Source organism: Helicobacter cetorum MIT 00-7128 (assembly GCF_000259255.1).
GTDB classification, from domain to species: Bacteria; Campylobacterota; Campylobacteria; order Campylobacterales; family Helicobacteraceae; genus Helicobacter; species Helicobacter cetorum_B.
The window spans coordinates 1797722-1816858 of record NC_017737.1 but is presented as its reverse complement, the minus strand read 5'-3'; the positions used below and the strand labels follow the sequence as shown (position 1 = coordinate 1816858).

Sequence of the window (19137 nt, the reverse complement as noted above, 5' to 3'; positions counted from 1 at the left end):
TTACTTAACTATCTAATTGTTTATAACTGATTAAAAAAACAATTAGATTTTATAAGGATTATTAAAAACAATTAGTATTTACTTAGCTAAATTAAACTACAAAATATGCTAAAAATAATGTAATTATAGATTATTATTACTTATTAAGAACATATTTAATAGTTAATTCAAACAACTAAATTCTATTCAATACTGATAAAACAACTAAAAACTATCAAATATCTACTTAATAAGATTACTTATCGCCTACGCTTAGGTGTGGGGGTGTATTCGTTAGAATTGTCTAAATCATCGGTATTGTCATCATAGGAATTTGAATGGGCTTGTTTGTTTTGCAAAGATAGCTCAATAGCTCTAGTATGTGCTACATCTATAATCTTTGATTTTCTTTCATCAAGCATTGTATGTAAAAATTCTTTGTGTATTTCGCTCATAAAGGGCGTGTTGTTAATAATTGAATGGATTTTATCCATATCTATGCGTGGGTATATCCTAAGCAGCGCATCAAGGCAATCTTTGTCATTTGTTTGAGTTAAGAAATCATAGTAGTTGATTTTTTTATCGTTATCATCTTTTAAGATAGATTGAGGGAAATTATAAATCCTTGCATTTAGCTCATCAATATTGTTTAAAACTTTTTGGCATACTTCATCATCGGCTTGGGGATATAGACAAGAGCCACAATCAAAAATGGGAGCTATTTGATATTCTTTTGAATTTGAGGCTCTTAAGAACCCCCAATTACCATTATGCCTATCAAAATTACCTAGCAAGGTATCTGCTACAAACATATCCCAAAAGAAACGCTTTAAAACTTGTGGCTCAATAAAATGTTGGTTATCTATGGTATAAAGCACATCGTTTAAATTAGTGTCTTTACCTGATTTTTCTAATTCAATCATAGTATTTTTTAGATTTAGAAAATCCACAAGCTCATATTGATGAGTGGTAAAATCTTTACAAGCAACTACGATTTTATTTTTATAAGTGCCTAGCAATGTTTCTTGAACCAATAAGTCTAAACTATTAACTATATGGCATGCCACATATTCACTAAAGCAACCATTGGTATAGGACATTTCTTTATGTGTGGAAGGCTTAGGGGGAAATTTGACCATGTAGAGTTCATTGTTATAAATTAGGCTAATCTTATTTCCATTTGCTCCCCCAAAACCTTTTTTAGGGTTAATCTCGCAAGGTGTAAAATCAATGGTTGGCATGGTTATCCTTTTATTTATTAGTGAATGGATTGTTAACTCAATTATAACACAAGCAATAAATTGAATGTTGTTTATTATTAAGAGTATATATAGTGAGTAATACAAATAACTAAATTCTATTCAATACTGATAAAACAATTAAACACTATCTAGTTTTTATCCCCTTATTTTTTGCATTATTGGCTAGATTATACTAAAATAAGGCTTTAGAAAATCAATAAATCTAATTGCCTATGTATGTGGGTGCTATCAAATTTGCAACACAAAAGGAACAATAAATGATTAAAAGAAAAATCTTAAAAAACATTTTCAAAAATTCTAGTCTTAGTAGATTTTTTACTTTGGACATATTTTTGATAAACATGGTAAATCTTGTCAAGCTATCCATAGTAACTTTTTTAATAGTGTGGGGCTATGGGTTTTTTACCGATAACCCTAATGTAACCAAAGTGTTTGCATTCAGCTTTTATAAAAGCCTTGATATAGCTTTGCCTCTATTTGCTATTTGGGGTCTTATTGCTTTAATAAAAGATAGAAAATATTAAGAAGTTGTTGTTTTTATACTATACTAGATATGGCAAGTTGGCTTGGGAACATCTTGGCTATAAAAGTCTTTAGTGAGTATATTTAGAGACTTTCTTGCTGTAACTTAGTTGGTGATACCATATTTGACTATTGATAATGATTTGGCTATAATACGCATACATTCAATGGGCTAACCGAAGCCCACTTTCTTACAAGTTACTTAATTTTTCCAAGTCTTTATTTCCAATGCTTTTAATCAAATCATCTAAAAATAAAGAAATTTTGCTAAAAGTTTGCTATAATACTTAGCAAGAGCTATAGGGTGGACTGACACCCAAACTCGCTCAACTTCTCTAAATCCTTGTTTCCAATACTTTTAATTAAATCATCTAAAAATAAAACAATTTTATTTGGCATAATCCCTACAATAACCCCATCAATTTCATTAGTTATATTTGGAGTATCATTTTTGGTCTTTAGTAAGTTTTCCCAATGATACGCACGATTTCTAATATTTCTTAAAAGATTAAGTGCGATTTTAGCCTTTAAAATATTAGAAATTTTACTCTTGGTAGAGCCAATGCGGATTTTATTAGTATTGCCACTATAATATCTCTTAAAATCCATATCTTTAAGGCTAAGAATTAAAAATTGTAAATGATTAGCACTAATAAGACTAACAATAATCCCTAATGTCAGCCTAGATAGAATATCGTTTTTATTAGGGTGCTTTAATTTTTCTTTTTCAAAATGACTAATAGCTTTTTTAATGCCCTTGTTATTGACTTCAAACACCCACTCATTCCCCTTATTTTGAGTTAGGCAATAATCTAATGCGTTACGCAAATAAATCTCTAAATTAGAGATTTTAGGCGTAATTAGGCTAATGAGCTTTAAATTTTCTTTGTATTGTTCTAGGTTGTCATAAGTCTCTAGTCTGTCTTTAGATAGAATGAGAGCAATATCATTTTTAAAATCTTGTAAATCGTGCATAGTGTCTCTTAAATGGATTGTTAAGCCAATTATAACACAAACAAAATTAGCTATAAAAGATTGTTATTACTCATTAAGAATATATTTAATCAACAATTCAAATAACTAAAACTAATTTAATACATACAAAATAACTTAATATTTAATTGTTATTAGTATTTCTTTAAATTTCTATGCTATAATGATTACAATTCAATTTAAGTTAAAAGGAATAAAAATGATTAAATTAAGTGGTTTGAATAAAACTTTAAAAACAAGCTTATTAGCTGGGGTTTTACTAGGTGTTTCTGCTCCCTTAATGGCAAAACCTTTATTCACAGACACTGAATTACCTAAGCGTGTTTCAGTCTATAACAAAGTCCTTAATAACGAAGATATTTTAGCTTGTAATCGTAGCGTTGATAGCACTAAATATTTCTCTGCTGGGTGGGATTATAAACAAAAAATTCCTAACGAATGGAAGAAAGAATTTCAGCAATGTATTGTGGATAAATTGCAAGATAAAATAGATGCAAAAATTAAAGCAACCGAAAAAGAACGCCAAGAAAAAGTCGCAAAAGAGAATGCAGAAATTATGCGAAAAGCTAAAGAAAAAGCTAAAAAAGTAAGGGAACAATTTATGGCTTTTGAGATAAAAGAAAAGTCTAAATATATTCCAAATGAAAAGCAATTAAGAATAATAATTGATAAAGCATATGAAACAGGGATTTCTAGGTGGCTTGATGATTTACATAGAAAGTATGGGTATAAAAATACAGAAGAAACTATTAAAGCACTTGGTTTTAATGAATATGGCGAAGAAGCAGATATAATCAGATATGGTGTAGAAAATTATGTTGAAGAGCAAGAAAAAGGCTTACAAGACAATTCAAGTCAAATCGCTTTGTTAAAAACCCAAGCGTTTGACAATGAAGAAAACAAAGTCGCTTTTAAATACAAGCATTAAGCCCTAATTCTTAAAAGCCCTTAATCCCATATGCTAAAAATGGGAAAACCAAATTGGTCAAATTTAACATTAGGGTGTTGAAAGTATCTTCTAGCCATCTCTCTTTTATTTATCCTTTCTTCTTCTAGCTCTTCTTCTTTTTGGCTTTTTGGCGTGTTATAACCATTGCTATAACGCTTGAAATAATCATCTGCCATAATCTCACTTTGCATTGCCATTGTTTGATTTAAAAAGAGCATTTGATTGGTAATTTCTTTGAGATACTTCACAGTGAGTAGTCTAACCCTTTGGTTGAAATTTGCGTAGGCTTGGCTTTGAGCGTCTTTATTAGGGGCTTTGCTTAAATCAAGTGTAAGCGTTTGGATTTCTTGCTCTAATTCGTTATCTAAGCGAGTTGTCCTAAATACATTTTCAATAGGGTCGCATTTGCCTGTTTCTTTATTCTCTTCACAATAAGGTATTCCTTGCTTGTTATGGTTGGCTGTAGGGTCGGTTACGCCAAAATTAGTTTGTAAGGCATCAAGTCTTTTTGATAGTAGTTTAACTTTTTTACTCATTCTTTTTTCCTCTGCGACATTTTGCTTAATCTGTTTAATAAACGCTTGTTTGTATTGCCCTCTTGTCTTTAAAAGAGCTATTTCAGCGTCATTATCAGCTTTAGTCATTTCTTCACACAACATTTCCCCCCACGCTCTACCACTTAATTGCCCAGCAAGAGACTGCATGTTTTCATAACCATTGCTACTTAGAGATTGGATTAAATTTTGCACATCTCTTGCGGTTTGGGTTTGTTCGCCATTTTTGGTGATTAAGTTATTGAGATTTTTAAGATTGACAATCTTATTGTTAGTAAGAGCATTGACATTAAGCCAAGGGCATTGTTGCGATAAATACTTGTTTCTTAGCAAATTTTGTGCGTTCCAATTTTCTATGCTTTGCTTTAAATTCTCATAATTGTATCTAATGCTTTGAAGTTGATACTGAGCGTTTTGTATCACTTGCATAGGATTGGCTAGAGTAATAGCGCTACTACTAATCAAAGAATTAGTTGTATTTATCATGTTATTGACTTTTTCTAGCTGATTGACTTGGGCTTGAGCCTTAGAGATAATCTCTTCGTATCTTTTGATACTATCTACCATTTTTCCTATGATAGTAACTTGACTTGCTTGAACCTCTGGGTCATTAACAATTAATGGGGTTTCCCCCTCTGCAAACACGCTTTTACAACATAAAAGCACACTAAAACCTATATTAAAAACTAATTTTTTCATTCCTAAACCTTTCATCTGTTATTTCTATCATTATCAAGTCCAAAGCCACTTTTAACACTTGCTACAAAGTGTCTCACACCAGCTTTAGCACTTCTTGCATTCACTGCATTTGCCCCTCCACTTAGTCCAGCAAGTCCAAGAGCTTTAGCCCCAGCTTGAAGTCCAGCTAATCCTCCTCCAGCACTCTGATAGGCTTGCTTAACTTGATTAGCAACCATAACTGCAGAACCTCCAAATACAGCTCCTGCTATAGTCATGCCAATTTTTTGCATCATTTCAGTTACTGCTCCTATACCTCCACTTGTGCCAAACATGTTGTTGATAAAATCAGGCACTCGTTTAACTAGAAAGAAACAAATCACAGAACCTAAAACAATAATGGTTAAAAAGCCTACAATAGAGCTATGAGCTATATATGAGTTCCAATCCCCTTTTAAGACATTTCCAAAGGCATCAATGATTTTTCCCTCATTTGCCATTTTATCCGCATTGCCATAAAAGCCTTGTGCGATTTCATGTTTAGTGGGGATTAAAGCATTGACTTTATAGATTATTCCATAATTAAAAAAGGCTACCAACATCATACAAGGCTTATAAAGAGTAAGGGAAATGAGCTTTTTAAGATAGCTAAAAAGCATGCCTTTAGTTTGGGGAATTAAACCTAAAGGTAATACAATTAAACCTAGTGCTGACCACATAAAAATTTCTGCAGTTACTAATAGCACAATAATGAGTAATAGCCCTAAAAACAATAATTCCCCTAAAATCACTAAAACAAACATGATTATTTTAGGTATCATTGTAAGCCAATTAAACATAGTCATACCATCAAAAGCATTATCCCAAAGATTAACTATCATCGCATACGCACTTGATGCTAGATTGCCTATATTAAAAGTTTCACTAGGACTAGCATTAGCATTGGTAGGAATTTCTAAGCCATCATTTAAGCTTTGAGCGATAAGTATGGCTAGTTTTTCAGCTGGATAAAATATCGTGTTGATAAAATAGGTGTTAAATTCGCTAGGATTTTTAATCCCCCAATTAATAAACCCCACAAACACGATGAATACAACCACTCCCATAGCGGTCTTAAACTCAAACATATCCCCCTCTTTCACACGCTTATATGCCCATATCATAAATAAAATAGTAATAATAGTGTTTAAAATGAGTTGTGCATGAAAAAAGCTACCCACATGTTCAGCTAGACTTTTAGCGACTTTTTGAGATGGTTCAACAAACATGCCCATAATGGTGTCAAAAAAATTCATCTCCCCCTCCCTTTAGTATAACTCTGTAATTGTAAGTTTTCTTTAGCATTCTCTAAAATACCCTTAAGCCTTTCATTAAAGGGCTTAATGCTATCAATTTGTTCTAATTTATCCATAATATTTTCCTTTTCTTGTGTTGGTGTGTCATTGCTATTTAGTTTCTCTAAAGAGCAATCTAGAAACTCTGCCATAATGTCAATGTTAATCGCTTTATTTTCTATAATGTGAGCTAACTTCAAATCATCATTGCAATCTTTTGAAAAAGGTGTATAGATAGTGGGGAATTGCTGTAAAAGGGCATAGAAAATACCCTCGCATTTTTCTTTATATCCTTTACCCTTAATGTCATTATCAAAGGCTAACACTATATTAAAACTCTCTTGTGGTTGATTGACAGGTTGTGGTTTTCTGTATTCTCTAGTCTTTTCAACTCTTTTGTTATAAATAGGAGTGTTCTTTTCTCTTTGATAATTTTTAATAATGTCTGTGTAAGTTTCTACTACCACGCTCTTAAAATCATCTGTAGCTTTGCCTTGTCTTACTAACTCTTGCCATTGTTCTTCTTGTCTTAAATAGCTATTATATGCTCCTTGTTGTCTGTTATGTAATTGCTTAAAAAAGCTTTGAAAAAAGAGTTCTAATTTTTGCTCATTAAATTGTCCAGCGGTGCTAATTAAAACGCTTTCTTTAGGCTCTAAGCCTTGTAATTCTAAATAAGCCAGACTATCAAAGATATTTTCGCTTAAAATGATATTTTTAACTAAGCTCAAGTCTTTAGGCATTAAGACTTCTATACCTTTACTTCCTTGTGCGATAGATTTTAAGGGTTTGTCTCTTATGTTGCCCTCTTTATCTGTAGTTAAGGGGGTATTTAAGCGTTTGTTAATGCCACATTGATGAATGGGTATGACATTAAGCTTTTTATCTTCAAAAGCTAAGTAGGTTGCAAGGATTAGATTATTAAAGTTATCAGTCTTTAAATGCTCTTTATAAGGTTCTAATAAGCTTGTATCAAGACCACGCTTTTTAATGAGTGTAGCATTTTTTAAATCATAGAATTTAAGGGCATTAAATTCATCTCTTATCTTTTGAATTTCTTCATTATTCTCATTAGAGTTATCCCTTGCTTTGAGATTATCTTGTTTGTTAAGATAATCTTCTAACTTCCCAGCAATTAAATCTTCAACTTTAAGGTTTCTATCCTTACAAAAAGTGATGATATTGCCGACCTTGTCCGTATGGGTTTCTTTGTAGGTATAGCTAATAGAGCCATCTTTATTTTGATTTTTAAAGATAACCAAACTTCCCTCTTCATTTTCATGCTTTAAAACAGGGTTGTTCTTGCTTGTTTTATCTTTATTATAGACATAGCCATTATCTAATAAAATCTCATGTAATGGCAAGGAAGTGAGATTAGGGATATAACTCATGGGATTTTCCTAACGCTTTCTGCTTTTAGCTGGCGTGTTTTGTGTGTAGCCATAATCAAGAATTTCTTTTTTCACTTCTTTTTGAGTGCTGTTTTGCTCTTTGGCTAATTCTTTAGCACGCTCTTTTTCTAGCATAGCTTGATAATGTGCTTTAGCTCTAGCTTGTTCCTTTTTGCCAAATTCAATCCAAGGCTCATCATTGTTATTTCCCTTATTTTGTGCTTTCTCTTGGCTCTTTTGGCGTTCTTGTAAGCCTTTGTGAGCTTTTGGGTCATAATCTAGCCATGGTTCATCAGGGTGTAAGGTTTTAGATTGTTCTTGTTTAGCTTGTCGTTTTTTATCAAATTCTAAAGACGCACGAGCATACTCTGCGTTAATGATGCGTCCAGCATCAATCATGTGTTCAGACCAACTCTTGTATTTTCCTCCCATAAGTTTTTGATTAAGGTCTCTAAAATCCATTTGCATTTCTGTAGAATTTTTTTGTTGGATATAAGCCTTTGAGATAAACTCATTGATTGTTTTAAAATATGATGGGTGATTTCCAAATTCAACCATACGCTCATACAAACTCTCTTGCATTTCAATAAACTGCTCTCTTGTAGGTATCTTTTCGTTTTTTGGTTTGACATCTAAGGGGAAGTATTGCTCTGTTTGCTCCATGATTTCTTTGGCTTGGTGGTATTGCAAATCTAAATTATTGTCTTGTGTATTTGCCTCTTGTGTCGGCTCACTTTGTGAGTTTTTAGGTTGCTCTGCATTTTTATTAGCCTTAGCTTGCTCTTTAATAACATTCACTCCTACGCTTTGAGTGGTGCTATCTAAATTTTTGAGCGTTTTTGCTTGTTGTTTGTCTAAATGCTTTTGCATTACTTCATACACTCTGTTATCCATAGGCTCTAAGCTGTCTTTAGATTTTTTTAAATAGTCTTTTAATACTATTTGGTGTTCTTTTTCTAATTCATGCCCTAAGATAGACTTAACGCTTAATTGTAAGCCCTTATCTTGCATATGCTTATTGCCATGCGCTTGTTCTAAGCAATCGGTGATTAAATTGATATGCTCTTTAGTGAGTTTGGTGGGTTCTTTTTGACTGACCACTAATAAGACTTTTAACTCGTCTTCGCTCATATGGTTTTTAGCGTAATTTAAAAAGCTCTCTTTAAAATCCAGCTTGGTTTTAATCCTTTTTTGCTTAATATCAAGCTCGGTTTGTTTAAAGAAACTATGCAAATTAGCGTATTTGTCCTTAAGGTCTATGTCATTACTAGGGGTAATCTTAGGCTTTTCTTGTGGACCTTCTTGTTCGCTTTCTTGTGTTTTAGCTAGTTCTTGCTCGTTAGTTTCTTTTTCATTAAGCTGTTTGTTTTCTTCTAAAGCAATGGAAGCGATTTTACTTGTAGTGTTTTCTCCTGTAGGTCTTAAAAGTTCATCATTAGCTCTTAAAGAGTTGGTAACTTCACTTGTTTCATCTCTTATAACTTGCAAACTCTCTAAAAGCTCTATGCTCTCATTATTCAAACCTTGTTTGATATTGCTATCCCTTAATGTTTCTAATTCTAAGTCTTGATTGTTTGATAGTTGTTTTTCTTTATCTTGCTCTTGTGCGACTTGTTGCTCATAGAGAAGAGTATCAGGGTTTTGGCTCTCATAATATTGTTCTAGGGCTTTATTTTCGCCCTCTATAGCGTATCTTTCTAGCTCTTCTCTTGCTAACTCATTTTCATGCTCTGTGATACTAATTTCTTCAGCTCTTTGTATTTGGCTTTCTTCGTAGTCTTGTAGTGCTTTATTTTCAAGCTCAGCCTCCTCTCTTTCTATCTCTTGTTGTTCTAACTCTGCGCTAACTCGTGCAATACCATCATATTCATTCATTTGTATGTATTGCTCTTGCATGTGTTCATAATATTCATCTTCACTCATTTCTAAAAAGCTTTTTTCTTCTGTATGCTCATTAGCATTTTCTTGTGTCTCTGTGATTGCTTGAGCTAAACTTTCTACAAACTCGTTAGGATTATCATTAGAGATAGATTGCTCTTCTTTGATTTCATCTTGTAAGGCATTCATAAAATCATCTACATTTTCGTTAGGATTATTTTGCTCTTGTGAGATTTCATTTTTCATGCTCTCAATGACTTCTAACATAGAAGAAATGTCATCTTTTAAGCCCTCTTGGCTTAAAGACTTGATTTCTTGTTCTAAAATGCCTAAGAAATTGGAGGGGTCGTTTTGAGAGCTTTTAACTTCATCTAAAAAACTCTCTAAAAAAGCGTCCTTGCCATCATCACTCCAAGCTTTCCATGCCTTTAAAAACCCATTGATAAAATCTTGCATTATCTGCCCCTACCTTTAGATTGAGTAGGTGCTACTTCCTCATTAGCAAAGTAGTGGTCATGCTTTTGTTGCTCTGCTCCCTTATTAAGAGTTTGTTGCAACATGGCTAACATTTGGGGGTTGTTTTGAATTGTTTCAAGCATTTTAGAAAACTCTGCCATATTCATTTCATTGTTGTTTGGCTCTTTGGCGTTGTTTTCTTTAACATGATTTTCTGTATTAGGAGCATTTTCTTGTGTAGGCTCTTGTTGAAAAACTTTGTGCCTCTTTTTTTCTTCATGATGGGTTGCCCCATATTGATTGACATAATCTAGCACTTTGTTATACTGATTTTCATTCAAATGCTTGGATAAATCATAAATCACTAAATTTTGATTATCCCTAGAAAAAGTATGGCTAATGTATTGTGTTCTTAAAGTTTTAGGGTCTAATTCTTTAAGCTTAGTTTTGTCTAGTGTTTGAAAAACATTGACATTGTAGAGATTTTTAATTTCTAAAGTCGGCTCTATAGCTACTTTTTCTTTTTTGAACTCATAAAAGGGCGTTTTGCCATCTTGCATATACTTGATATTGCCCTCTTTGTCTCTTTGGGGGACTTTTTCATTTTCATAAATCACTTCACCATTAGAATAATGCTTAAGATTGCCCTCTTTGTCTTTAAGGGGGATTAAATTACCCTTTTCATCTCTAGCTTTAACATAGCGCATTTCATAATCTCTAATATAGGCGATACTTGCCTTATCATAAAAGCCGTTAGGATTATTTTTAGCCTTAGTATTGTTTTTGATATGTTCTACTTCTTTAGGGTTTGCCCCAAGCTTTAAAGCATCATCTAAACCTACCCAAACATTGCTCTCATAGCCATTTTCATGTTGCTTGGCATCTAAAATAAGAGAATTTAAGCCATTATAGGCATTGCCTACAGAACCATTATAGGCTCTATTGTTAGCTTTAAACTCTAATCCAGATTCTAAACTTTTAGCAATTTCATTAGCTAAAAACTTAGAAAAAATGTCTTTTTGCTCTTTAATATCCATTTCATTCCACGCTTTCATTTAATGCTCCTTGTTTTTATTGACTTCATTTTCTAATGAATTTTCTAGCTCTAATGTCATTTCTTTTTCTTGTTTTACTTCTACTCCCATAATGTTAAACTCTAACATTTGCTCCTCGCTTATAGGGTAATTTCCCTCTGTAAGTTCTAAAAAATCTTGTGTCATTTTGTCTGTCCTTGTTTTTGAAAAATCTTTTTAGAATGCCATTAAGATTACGAAGAAATCAAGGTCTTGACTTATTTACTTTTTCAAAGTGTGTACGCACACATATGCCACTTTTTAAGCTAAAATTAAGCAAAAAACGCAAGTGTGTACGCACACATTTTTTAGGCTCAAACGCTATAACCCCCTAAAATGCGTAACTTAGTCTAAAAGTAAATGAAAAGTAAATGAACATAAAAATTTAGGTAAAAAACCTTAAAATTTAAGCTATTTTTAAGCTAAAATGATAGTTTTTCACTCCTTTTTAATGTTAAAAAAATCTTTTTTTAAAGAAATTACGCATTTTTTATCTATCAAGTGTAGAAGTGCTTAGGATTATTTTTGCTTTTATCTATTCTAATTTGATATTAGACTATATAATTTTTAAGTATTTGATTATTTAAATAATCAATAAAAAACAACTAAATACTTATAAAACAATTTAATTAAGTAAAATCTATTAAGTTAATTAAAAACATATAGAATTATGCTATAATAATAAAACAACTAAATAAGGGAATTAAAACAATGGAAGAAAAAATCCTAGAAGTTTTTAAACATTGTAATGTAGAACTAACCAAAGAACATTTTAAAAATATAGAAGTAAGAGAAAGAGCCAATAAAAAGTCTCTTTACATCGTTATTAGATACGACAAAAAGGTTAAAAAAAGTCTATTTAAAATGCTAGAAAATAAAAGTTTAATAGAGAGAGAATTAAAGGCAATTATAGATTTTGATGAGCTATGCTTAAGGATTAAAGATAGATTTTACAAGAGAGTATTTTACACTCTAGAAAAAATTGTTTTACTTGGCATTTTTCCTTTTGCTATATTAGTGGGAGCTATTATTGATTTTTGTGTAGATACTTATAAAAAAATCAAAACTAAAAAGACAAAGATAAAATAAGGAGAATACATGGAATTTATCAAACTAAAAGACAAAACTTTTGCTTTAAGCGTGGATTTTAAAGAGCTTACTAGCTATGAAAAGATTGTCAAAGTAAGAAAAAGAGCTATAGAAGATTTATTAAAAAATCTAGGGATAGAATCTGCCATGTATGCTCCTATTCATCAGGAATTTACGCATTTAGAAAGCCAAAAAAGTATTATAGGCGTATTTTTTGACGTGAATAATAAGGATAACTACACCCTTATTCTAATGCCACCTAAAACTTTAAAGATTGCTAGAGAAATGCTTAAAGACCCTTATTTTTTGAAATTTCAAAAAGTTTTCAATGAGTAAATAGCATGAAAAAACTAAAAGACTTTTTTAATAAACACCCAGAAAGCGTATTCCCTTTGTGTGTCTTTATTCTAATCGTGCTTTTAGTTATCAATCATATAGACAGAGCTATAGGGAGTTTGGCTAATGCTTTGGCTATGCTTATTTTTACCTTTCTTTATACAAGAAACATTAGATAATAAGTTCTAGTTATCACACAACAACACCATTGTAAAAGTCCCACTTAAAATGCTTTAAATTTAATTGATAACTTAATTTATTGATAGTTTAATGATATAAGCTAGATAAGAATAAATTCTTTTAACATTGTAATATTAAATTAAAGACTAAATACTTTTTAAACAACATAGTTTTATTATCCCTTATTAAATTTAATTATCTATTCTGTTTATACAAATAATCTTAAATAATCAAATTGTTTAAAGTTAATTCAAAATCTATATAATTGTGATATACTTTTAAAACAATTAAATTAAGGAAAATAGCATGACCATTTGTATTGCTAATGAAAAGGGTGGTAGTGGTAAAAGCACGCTTTGTTTAAACTTAGCTGTGCAATTACTAAAAAACAATAAAGAAGTGGTTGTTTTAGATACAGATAGTCAAAAATCTATGGAGACTTTTACTGAAATTCGTGCTGAAAAAGAACATAAAACTTTTAGCCTATTTAATCGTAGTAGTGGCTTTAGTGATACTTTAAAACAAATGGTATCTAAGTATGAAAATATCCTTATTGATACTAAGGGGGAATATAGCAAAGAAACCCAAAAAGCTATGCTTTTAAGTGATATTGTGCTAGTGCCAACAACCCCTAGCCAATTAGACACTGAAGTCTTAGCTAATATGTTAGAAAGAATTGAGCAACTCCAAGAGCTTAATGAAAATCTAAGAGCTTTAATTGTCATCAATAGAATGCCTACTATTCCTACCCTTAAAGAAAGACAAGCTTTAATAGAGTTTATTAAAGAAAATAATCCTAGTGATAGAATTACGCTCTTAGAAAATTCTTTGAGTGAACGCATTGTTTATAAGCGTAGTGTAAGCGAAGGTTTAGGGGTCATAGAATATAGCGATAAGAAAGCTATCAATGAATGGGCTAATTTTTATAACGAATTAAAAAGCCATTTAGAAAAAGAGAGAAAGCATGCGCTTTAGAAGAGTTAAAAAGCACAAAAATAAATATAATAAGGAGCATACAAGTATGGATTTACAACAAATTGATGATTTAGAAAAAAAGCTTGAAGAAAGACAAAAAGCCGAGCAAGAGAAAGATACCCCCTTAGAACAAGAGCCTAACATAAAAGAAGTAAAAACCCCTAAAAAAAGGGGGCGTAAAAAGAGCTTGTTAGATGAAGATAAGAAGAAGAGCTTTAACATTGCCTTTAGTCCTTTTGTAATAAAAGAACTTGATGAATTTTTGCTAGAATTTGGCTCATTTAAAGAGACACGAAGCACTTTTATTGAAGAAGCGCTTATTAGACATTTAAAACACAGAAAAACACCCAAGAGCAAAAGCTTTTAAAACAACTAGAACAATTACAAAAAAAGGGCAATAATGAAAACAATGAACTTGAATGAATTTTTTACTAACAAGGTAGTCTATAAAGACACCCCTTTAAAGTTTAAGGATACACTAGAGCAAGAAATTAGCCAAGCTAGTTTAATAAAGAAGTTAATCTTAGCTAATGCCTTAGCCAATATGGTGTTTCATAAAACACTATCTAATGTGGTTCCCAAAATACTCATTTCACGCTTTATGTGTAAATTTAGTCCTATTGATTATGAAAGCACTATTCCTAGTGATTTTCGCCCCATTGATGAAGAAGAATATGAAGATGACTTAGAATGGCTAAATGAAGAAAAAGAAGATAGGCTCTTTGATTACTATCTATTTCTAAATGGTGTTAAAGAAAGCGACTTAACAGAAGTGGTTTCAGAAAGCATAGAAACCTATGATGAATGCATGCTAGATTTCGCTCAAAATGTTCTTAAAGATAAGTTTTCTTATGACATTGACTTGTTGCAAGTTTTAGTAAAAGAGTATGCTAAAGAGATTAGAGAATTTTTGAGTTATGAACCTACAGAAGAAATCAAAGATTTTAAAGACAAAGACGCCATAGAGCTATTTTCTAAGAAATTGCAAGAAAGTTTTAAAGAGATTTTAGAGAGTAAGGGTATTAAGCTAATTTGAATAAAATTAAATTAACAAGATAAAACAACTAAAACTATCAAATACCCACTTAATAAGATTACTTATCGCCTACGCTTAGGTGTGTGGGTGTTTTTGTTAGAATTATCTAAACTATTATCATCAATGTTAGGTTCTTGTAAGGCATTAAGGGAATGAGATTGTTTATTAAGTTTTTTATGCATTAAATGAGCCATTATCCCTAATTCTAGGGCTGTTTCTTCTAAGTCCATAACCTTGTTAAGCAAAATATCTTCACTCTTATTTTGTTTATAATCGCTCACTAATTTATCAGGGTCTTTGCTAAATTCTTTTAAACGACTTGCTAAATCTAAGTTAAAGTGTTCTTCATAATGTTTGGCTAAAAAATGTAAATCAAATAAATCTCTTGCTTTAGTTCTTGTATGTTCCCCATCAAAACAAGCACAGAGTTTGTTATCAATGATACGCTCTACTTTGGCAATTTTCATTCCCTCAATCACATTGACTTCACTCTCTTTTGGTGCGTCTCTGTAGGATACTTCTAGCTTTAAGGTTTGTTCTTCCTTATTGTCTTTGGTAGCATAGCGCACCATATAACGCCCCACGCTATCAGTATCTTTTTTAATGTGAATATCATTTAAAATAATGCCACTAGGAATAGCGCTTTTTACCCTGCCTAAGAGATTGATTTTTTTATGACAATCAAAGTCTAAATCTTCTGAAAAACGATTTAAGCCATAGCCTAAATATAAAGCCGTTCCTCCCTTTAAAACCATAGGCGTGTCGGCTAGATTTTTAACAATGGCTCTCATGAGTTTTTCATGATAGATTTCTTGTTCGCTTAAAATCACTCTATAATGGGGTTTCTTGCTATCCATTTATCTAAATTCTCTCTTTCTTTAGCACTAAGTTTTGGTTTCATCACTTCTATAAGGGCATATACACTCTCTTTATCTTCTATACTAGGAAACCATTCATCTAGCATAACTTCCCCTAAAATGCCAGACTGCAACACAGACATATAGAGATAATCCACACAAGCTCTTGGGTGGTCTGCAATATAAGTGGGGGTATTTTTAGGGTAATAGCCCATTTTATTTAGCCTCTCTGTGCCATCTATAATGCCTAAACTACCTAGTAGATGATTGGTGTTTCTTTCTTGGTCTTTACCATAAATGTAGTAACACAAATCAATGGCATTAGGCATTAAAGCCCTTGAGCTATGCCAATCCCCTGTGCCTTGTGGGGAGTGGATATTTAAAGCCACAATAGAGCTAACATAGACTTCTTTAGAAGTGGGTGGAATGTATAACATGCTAAACTCCCTCATTAGTTTTAATTAGGTTCTAGTTTAGCAAAATTTTACTTACTACTTCTTACTATATTTAGCAATAAACTCCGCACACACTTTAATATTGTTTTTGTAATCTTTAGGGAGCTTGACATTGTGCTTTTTAGCCAAGCTCTCAGCAAAGCTAATCTGTTTAGGTGTAGCAGGTCTAATCTCATCATTGTTAGAGTTACTAGCCTTTTTATTGTTTTTCTTAAAGAACTCATGCTCTTTAATGTATCTATCCAAAAATGCCTTAGCCACTCTGTTATCTTCTTTGTAGTGTTTAAACTCATCACTTAAGCTTAATTGCAAATCAGCTAGAATGCTTTCTACATACTTGATTTGCCCCTCACTACTAGGTCTTATTGTCTCATCATCATTTCTTTCTAGCTTTTCAATTTTGGGGCATTTAGAACTTAAATTGCCTATAAAATCTACATAAGAGCTTTTATTTTCTACAATCTCATCTAGCACTTCTTCCATTTGCTTGGTGTAGGTCAAATCAATAATGAATTGATAAGCATTCTCAAACACTTCTATCACTCTTTTACCCTTATTTGTGGGGGTAATGGTGTGTTTTTTATCTTGGCTAATAGTGATATATTCTCTTTTTAAAAGCGTAGGCAAGTAACTCGCATAAGTGCTAGGTCTTCCTATGCCTTTATTTTCTAAAAGCTTTACAAAACCTGCCTCTTTATAAGCACTTGGGGCATTTCTTTTAATGGTAGCTAAATCTAGGGCATTTAGATTTAACATATCATCAATTTTAAGATTAAATTGTGCGTTTTGCTCTTTTTCTTTATGGTCTTTGTCATCATTACTTTCATCGCTCTCTGGCTCTTTTTTAGAAAACATTGCTAAAAACCCAGCACTTTTTAAACTCTTTACAGAACATTTAAAATACTCATTTTTGATTTTAAAGAGCAAGTCTTGCTTGTCATAGATAGCATTCTTGCCTTGACTTTCAATAGTTCTTTCAAAAATCAATCTATAGAGTTTTAAAGCGTCTTGATTAGTAATGTTAGCATTATAGACTATGCTTTCTAAATCTTCAGTAGTATGGGGGTGCGTAATCCTAATCGCCTCATGGGCTTCTGCTTGGCTTTGCTTACCTGCCTTGTATTCTCTTTTTTGATACACTTCTTTATAAATAGGTGCATAAAAGCTCTCTGCCTCATTTAAAAACTCCACGCTCAAACTTTCAGCGTCCGTTCTAATGTAAGTAATAAGCCCAGCCTCAAAGAGATTTTGAGCTAGAGATTGCACTTCAGCGATACTTAAACCTAATTCAGAACTCGCTTTTTCTAAAAGCGTAGAAGTGATAAAGGGCTTTTTGGGTTTAGTCTCTACAACAGAATTTTTTAAATCCTTTAAAAGACAGGCTTTATTATCCTTTAAACTCTCAAAGAGTTTTAAAGCCTCTTCTTTAGAATTGAACTTGATTTCTTCGCCCTTTTCATCGCAATGCTTGATAGTTACTTCTCTATTAGCATTGTCATTAATCTTAGCTTGGATTTGATAGCTTACTTTCTCATTTTCTGGTAAAGCCTTAAATTTTTCAATCTCTCTGTCTCTATCTACAATAAGCTTTAAACAAGGCGTTTGCACTCTTCCGGCACTAGAGCCTTTCATTTGTCCTAAAGCCTTACCTAAATAAGGGGAAAGCGTAAAACCTAAGAGCATATCAGCAACTCGTCTTGCTAAAGCACTTTGATACATTTGCTTGTTGGTGTTTTCAAATAAAAGAGCGTTTTGTAAGCCCTTATTAATCCCACTTGGCGTGATTTCAAAAAACTCTGCCCTATAAATAGAACTAGCTACATTTTTGATTTTATGATAGAACATATAGCCTATAGCATAGCCCTCTCTATCAGGGTCGGTGGCGATATAAACCTTTTTGTTTTTACACGCCTCTATCATCTCAAAAATACGCTTTTTCTTTTGGGGGTCATATTCAAAGGTCGGCTTAAAGCCATTGTTTGCATCATAACTTTTAAGCTGTAAAAAATGCCCTATGGTAGCAAAAACTTTAGCCCCTGTGATTTCTCTAATCTTAGCCACTTTATTAGGACTTTCAATAATAATGACGCTGTTATTCATTGTTTAACTCCTTATTGTTTTAAAGATTGCATTTCGCATAAAATTTCATTAAGTTTTTGGGCTTTTTCTATTATTTTTTGACTTGTTTTTAGCGTGAAGTTATGGTTACGACTTAAATCTAAGAAAAGCTTATTAAAAGTCTTTTTGGGGATAAGAATTTGCTTATTGTATTTTTTATTAGGAATAAGTGTGTATTTTTCTGAAATCATATTGACAATGTTATACAAAATATATTGGTAAAAAGAAAAACTTTTATGTAACTTCATTAATTTATCTTTAAATTGATTTTCATTAACACGAGTTGCATAAGCCGAACCAAAAGGATAAAAATTGGCTATTTTTTTATCAATAAACTCTCTGTCTGTAACTTCAAGTAATTTCCATAAAGATTTTAAATTTCTTGAAAAATATTCTAGTTCTTTATTGTAACCTACTAAAAAATCCCAGCAACTACAATCTTTTTTATCACAACAGAAAGGACAATGTTTGTATTGTAAAGTCTCTAACTGCGTGTCTTTTATTTCTGTATTATTCATTATTGCAACTCCTTATTTAGATTACAGCGTTGTAATTTCTCTTTTAATTTCTTATTCTCATCTTTTAACTTAAGATATTGCCTTAATCCATAGGCATACCAAAGAATTAGCAAGATTAACGCTAAAAATCCCATTAAAACATCGTAATTCATTGCTTAACTCCTTTCTTTTGTTTTTCATAGCCATTTGCTTTTAAAAAGTCTTTAAAGCACTTCTGCGTAATAAACCACTCAGCTCTTTGTTTGCTAGTGGCACAGATCAAGAAAAAAAGAGCTTTTGAATGTTTGTATTCCACTTCTAAAGCTATTACGCTTACATGCTCAGTTAGGGCTTTAAAAAAGACACATTGTGTAGTAAAGCCAAAATTTTGGTCTTTTAAAGTATCTAAAAAACTATCTCTAATCCTTTGTTTAGCATTTTTAAGCTCTTGCAAGCTATTAAAAAATTCGCCATTGACAAAGTAATAATCCCTTTTAATAAGGGTAAATTTATTGTTATTCATAA

21 protein-coding genes and 1 pseudogene are annotated in these 19137 nt (G+C 31.8%); 8 read left to right on the top strand and 14 right to left on the bottom strand.

Features of this window, described 5'->3' with window-relative positions; translation table 11 throughout:
- Positions 1-239 precede the first annotated feature (239 nt).
- Positions 240-1220: a serine/threonine-protein kinase CtkA gene (gene ctkA / locus HCW_RS08315; RefSeq protein ID WP_014661770.1), complete on the bottom strand. Its 981-nt coding sequence runs from the start codon at positions 1218-1220 to the stop codon at positions 240-242.
- A 278-nt stretch (positions 1221-1498) separates the two neighbouring features.
- Here ctkA and HCW_RS08310 point away from each other — a divergent pair, with 278 nt between their 5' ends.
- On the top strand, positions 1499-1765 hold the full coding sequence (locus tag HCW_RS08310) for a hypothetical protein (protein WP_014661769.1): 267 nt from the start codon (positions 1499-1501) through the stop codon (positions 1763-1765).
- A gap of 295 nt (positions 1766-2060) precedes the next feature.
- Here the strand turns inward: HCW_RS08310 and HCW_RS08305 are convergent, their stop codons facing one another.
- A complete protein-coding gene (locus HCW_RS08305) occupies positions 2061-2738 on the bottom strand; it encodes a CAAX amino protease (RefSeq protein ID WP_014661768.1) in 678 nt (225 codons plus the stop codon).
- A 217-nt stretch (positions 2739-2955) separates the two neighbouring features.
- Here HCW_RS08305 and HCW_RS08300 point away from each other — a divergent pair, with 217 nt between their 5' ends.
- On the top strand, positions 2956-3684 hold the full coding sequence (locus tag HCW_RS08300; RefSeq protein WP_014661767.1) for a hypothetical protein: 729 nt from the start codon (positions 2956-2958) through the stop codon (positions 3682-3684).
- Between the two features lie 20 nt (positions 3685-3704).
- Here the strand turns inward: HCW_RS08300 and HCW_RS08295 are convergent, their stop codons facing one another.
- From HCW_RS08295 to HCW_RS09610, 6 genes are read right to left on the bottom strand one after another with little or no spacing between them, the layout of a single operon-like run.
- Entirely contained in the window at positions 3705-4973 is a 1269-nt protein-coding gene (locus HCW_RS08295) for a hypothetical protein (RefSeq protein WP_014661766.1), read from the bottom strand.
- A complete protein-coding gene (locus tag HCW_RS08290) occupies positions 4970-6232 on the bottom strand; it encodes a type IV secretion system protein (RefSeq protein WP_014661765.1) in 1263 nt (420 codons plus the stop codon). Before HCW_RS08290 ends, HCW_RS08295 begins: the two co-directional genes overlap by 4 nt.
- Positions 6229-7662, bottom strand: a complete 1434-nt coding sequence (locus HCW_RS08285; RefSeq protein ID WP_014661764.1) for a hypothetical protein — start codon at positions 7660-7662, stop codon at positions 6229-6231. Before HCW_RS08285 ends, HCW_RS08290 begins: the two co-directional genes overlap by 4 nt.
- Positions 7663-7671: 9 nt before the next feature.
- Positions 7672-9996, bottom strand: coding sequence for a hypothetical protein (locus HCW_RS08280; RefSeq protein ID WP_014661763.1), 2325 nt, complete (start codon positions 9994-9996; stop codon positions 7672-7674).
- Complete coding sequence (locus HCW_RS08275; protein ID WP_014661762.1) at positions 9996-11051, bottom strand: ArdC family protein; 1056 nt, start codon at positions 11049-11051, stop codon at positions 9996-9998. Before HCW_RS08275 ends, HCW_RS08280 begins: the two co-directional genes overlap by 1 nt.
- Positions 11052-11216 carry a hypothetical protein gene (locus tag HCW_RS09610; protein WP_014661761.1) on the bottom strand — a complete coding sequence of 55 codons (165 nt, stop codon included), beginning with the start codon at positions 11214-11216 and terminating at the stop codon, positions 11052-11054.
- Positions 11217-11780: 564 nt separating this feature from the next.
- Here HCW_RS09610 and HCW_RS08270 point away from each other — a divergent pair.
- The 6 genes and pseudogenes from HCW_RS08270 (at position 11781) to HCW_RS08250 (ending at position 14685) form a co-directional block, all read left to right on the top strand.
- Complete coding sequence (locus HCW_RS08270) at positions 11781-12158, top strand: hypothetical protein (protein ID WP_014661760.1); 378 nt, start codon at positions 11781-11783, stop codon at positions 12156-12158.
- A gap of 9 nt (positions 12159-12167) precedes the next feature.
- Positions 12168-12494 carry a hypothetical protein gene (locus HCW_RS08265; protein WP_014661759.1) on the top strand — a complete coding sequence of 109 codons (327 nt, stop codon included), beginning with the start codon at positions 12168-12170 and terminating at the stop codon, positions 12492-12494.
- A 5-nt stretch (positions 12495-12499) separates the two neighbouring features.
- Positions 12500-12673, top strand: a complete 174-nt coding sequence (locus HCW_RS09505) for a hypothetical protein (RefSeq protein ID WP_155802267.1) — start codon at positions 12500-12502, stop codon at positions 12671-12673.
- A 307-nt stretch (positions 12674-12980) separates the two neighbouring features.
- Positions 12981-13649 carry a ParA family protein gene (locus tag HCW_RS08260; protein ID WP_014661758.1) on the top strand — a complete coding sequence of 223 codons (669 nt, stop codon included), beginning with the start codon at positions 12981-12983 and terminating at the stop codon, positions 13647-13649.
- 46 nt (positions 13650-13695) lie between these two features.
- Positions 13696-14072 (top strand): annotated as a pseudogene (locus HCW_RS08255) (hypothetical protein).
- A complete protein-coding gene (locus tag HCW_RS08250) occupies positions 14050-14685 on the top strand; it encodes a hypothetical protein (protein ID WP_043902694.1) in 636 nt (211 codons plus the stop codon). Before HCW_RS08255 ends, HCW_RS08250 begins: the two are co-directional and overlap by 23 nt.
- A gap of 62 nt (positions 14686-14747) precedes the next feature.
- On the opposite strand, the gene HCW_RS08245 is transcribed toward HCW_RS08250, so the two are convergent.
- From HCW_RS08245 to HCW_RS08225, 6 genes are read right to left on the bottom strand one after another with little or no spacing between them, the layout of a single operon-like run.
- Entirely contained in the window at positions 14748-15542 is a 795-nt protein-coding gene (locus HCW_RS08245) for a nucleotidyl transferase AbiEii/AbiGii toxin family protein (RefSeq protein WP_014661755.1), read from the bottom strand.
- Positions 15512-15979, bottom strand: coding sequence for a hypothetical protein (locus HCW_RS08240; RefSeq protein ID WP_014661754.1), 468 nt, complete (start codon positions 15977-15979; stop codon positions 15512-15514). The genes HCW_RS08245 and HCW_RS08240 overlap by 31 nt, the downstream gene beginning before the upstream one ends.
- Positions 15980-16033: 54 nt before the next feature.
- Positions 16034-18097 (bottom strand): type IA DNA topoisomerase, encoded by a 2064-nt coding sequence (locus HCW_RS08235; RefSeq protein ID WP_014661753.1) that lies wholly within the window; start codon positions 18095-18097, stop codon positions 16034-16036.
- Between the two features lie 11 nt (positions 18098-18108).
- On the bottom strand, positions 18109-18633 hold the full coding sequence (locus HCW_RS08230; protein ID WP_014661752.1) for a hypothetical protein: 525 nt from the start codon (positions 18631-18633) through the stop codon (positions 18109-18111).
- Positions 18633-18785, bottom strand: coding sequence for a hypothetical protein (locus HCW_RS09500; RefSeq protein WP_014661751.1), 153 nt, complete (start codon positions 18783-18785; stop codon positions 18633-18635). The genes HCW_RS08230 and HCW_RS09500 overlap by 1 nt, the downstream gene beginning before the upstream one ends.
- Positions 18782-19135 carry a hypothetical protein gene (locus HCW_RS08225; protein WP_014661750.1) on the bottom strand — a complete coding sequence of 118 codons (354 nt, stop codon included), beginning with the start codon at positions 19133-19135 and terminating at the stop codon, positions 18782-18784. Before HCW_RS08225 ends, HCW_RS09500 begins: the two co-directional genes overlap by 4 nt.
- Positions 19136-19137 lie beyond the last annotated feature (2 nt).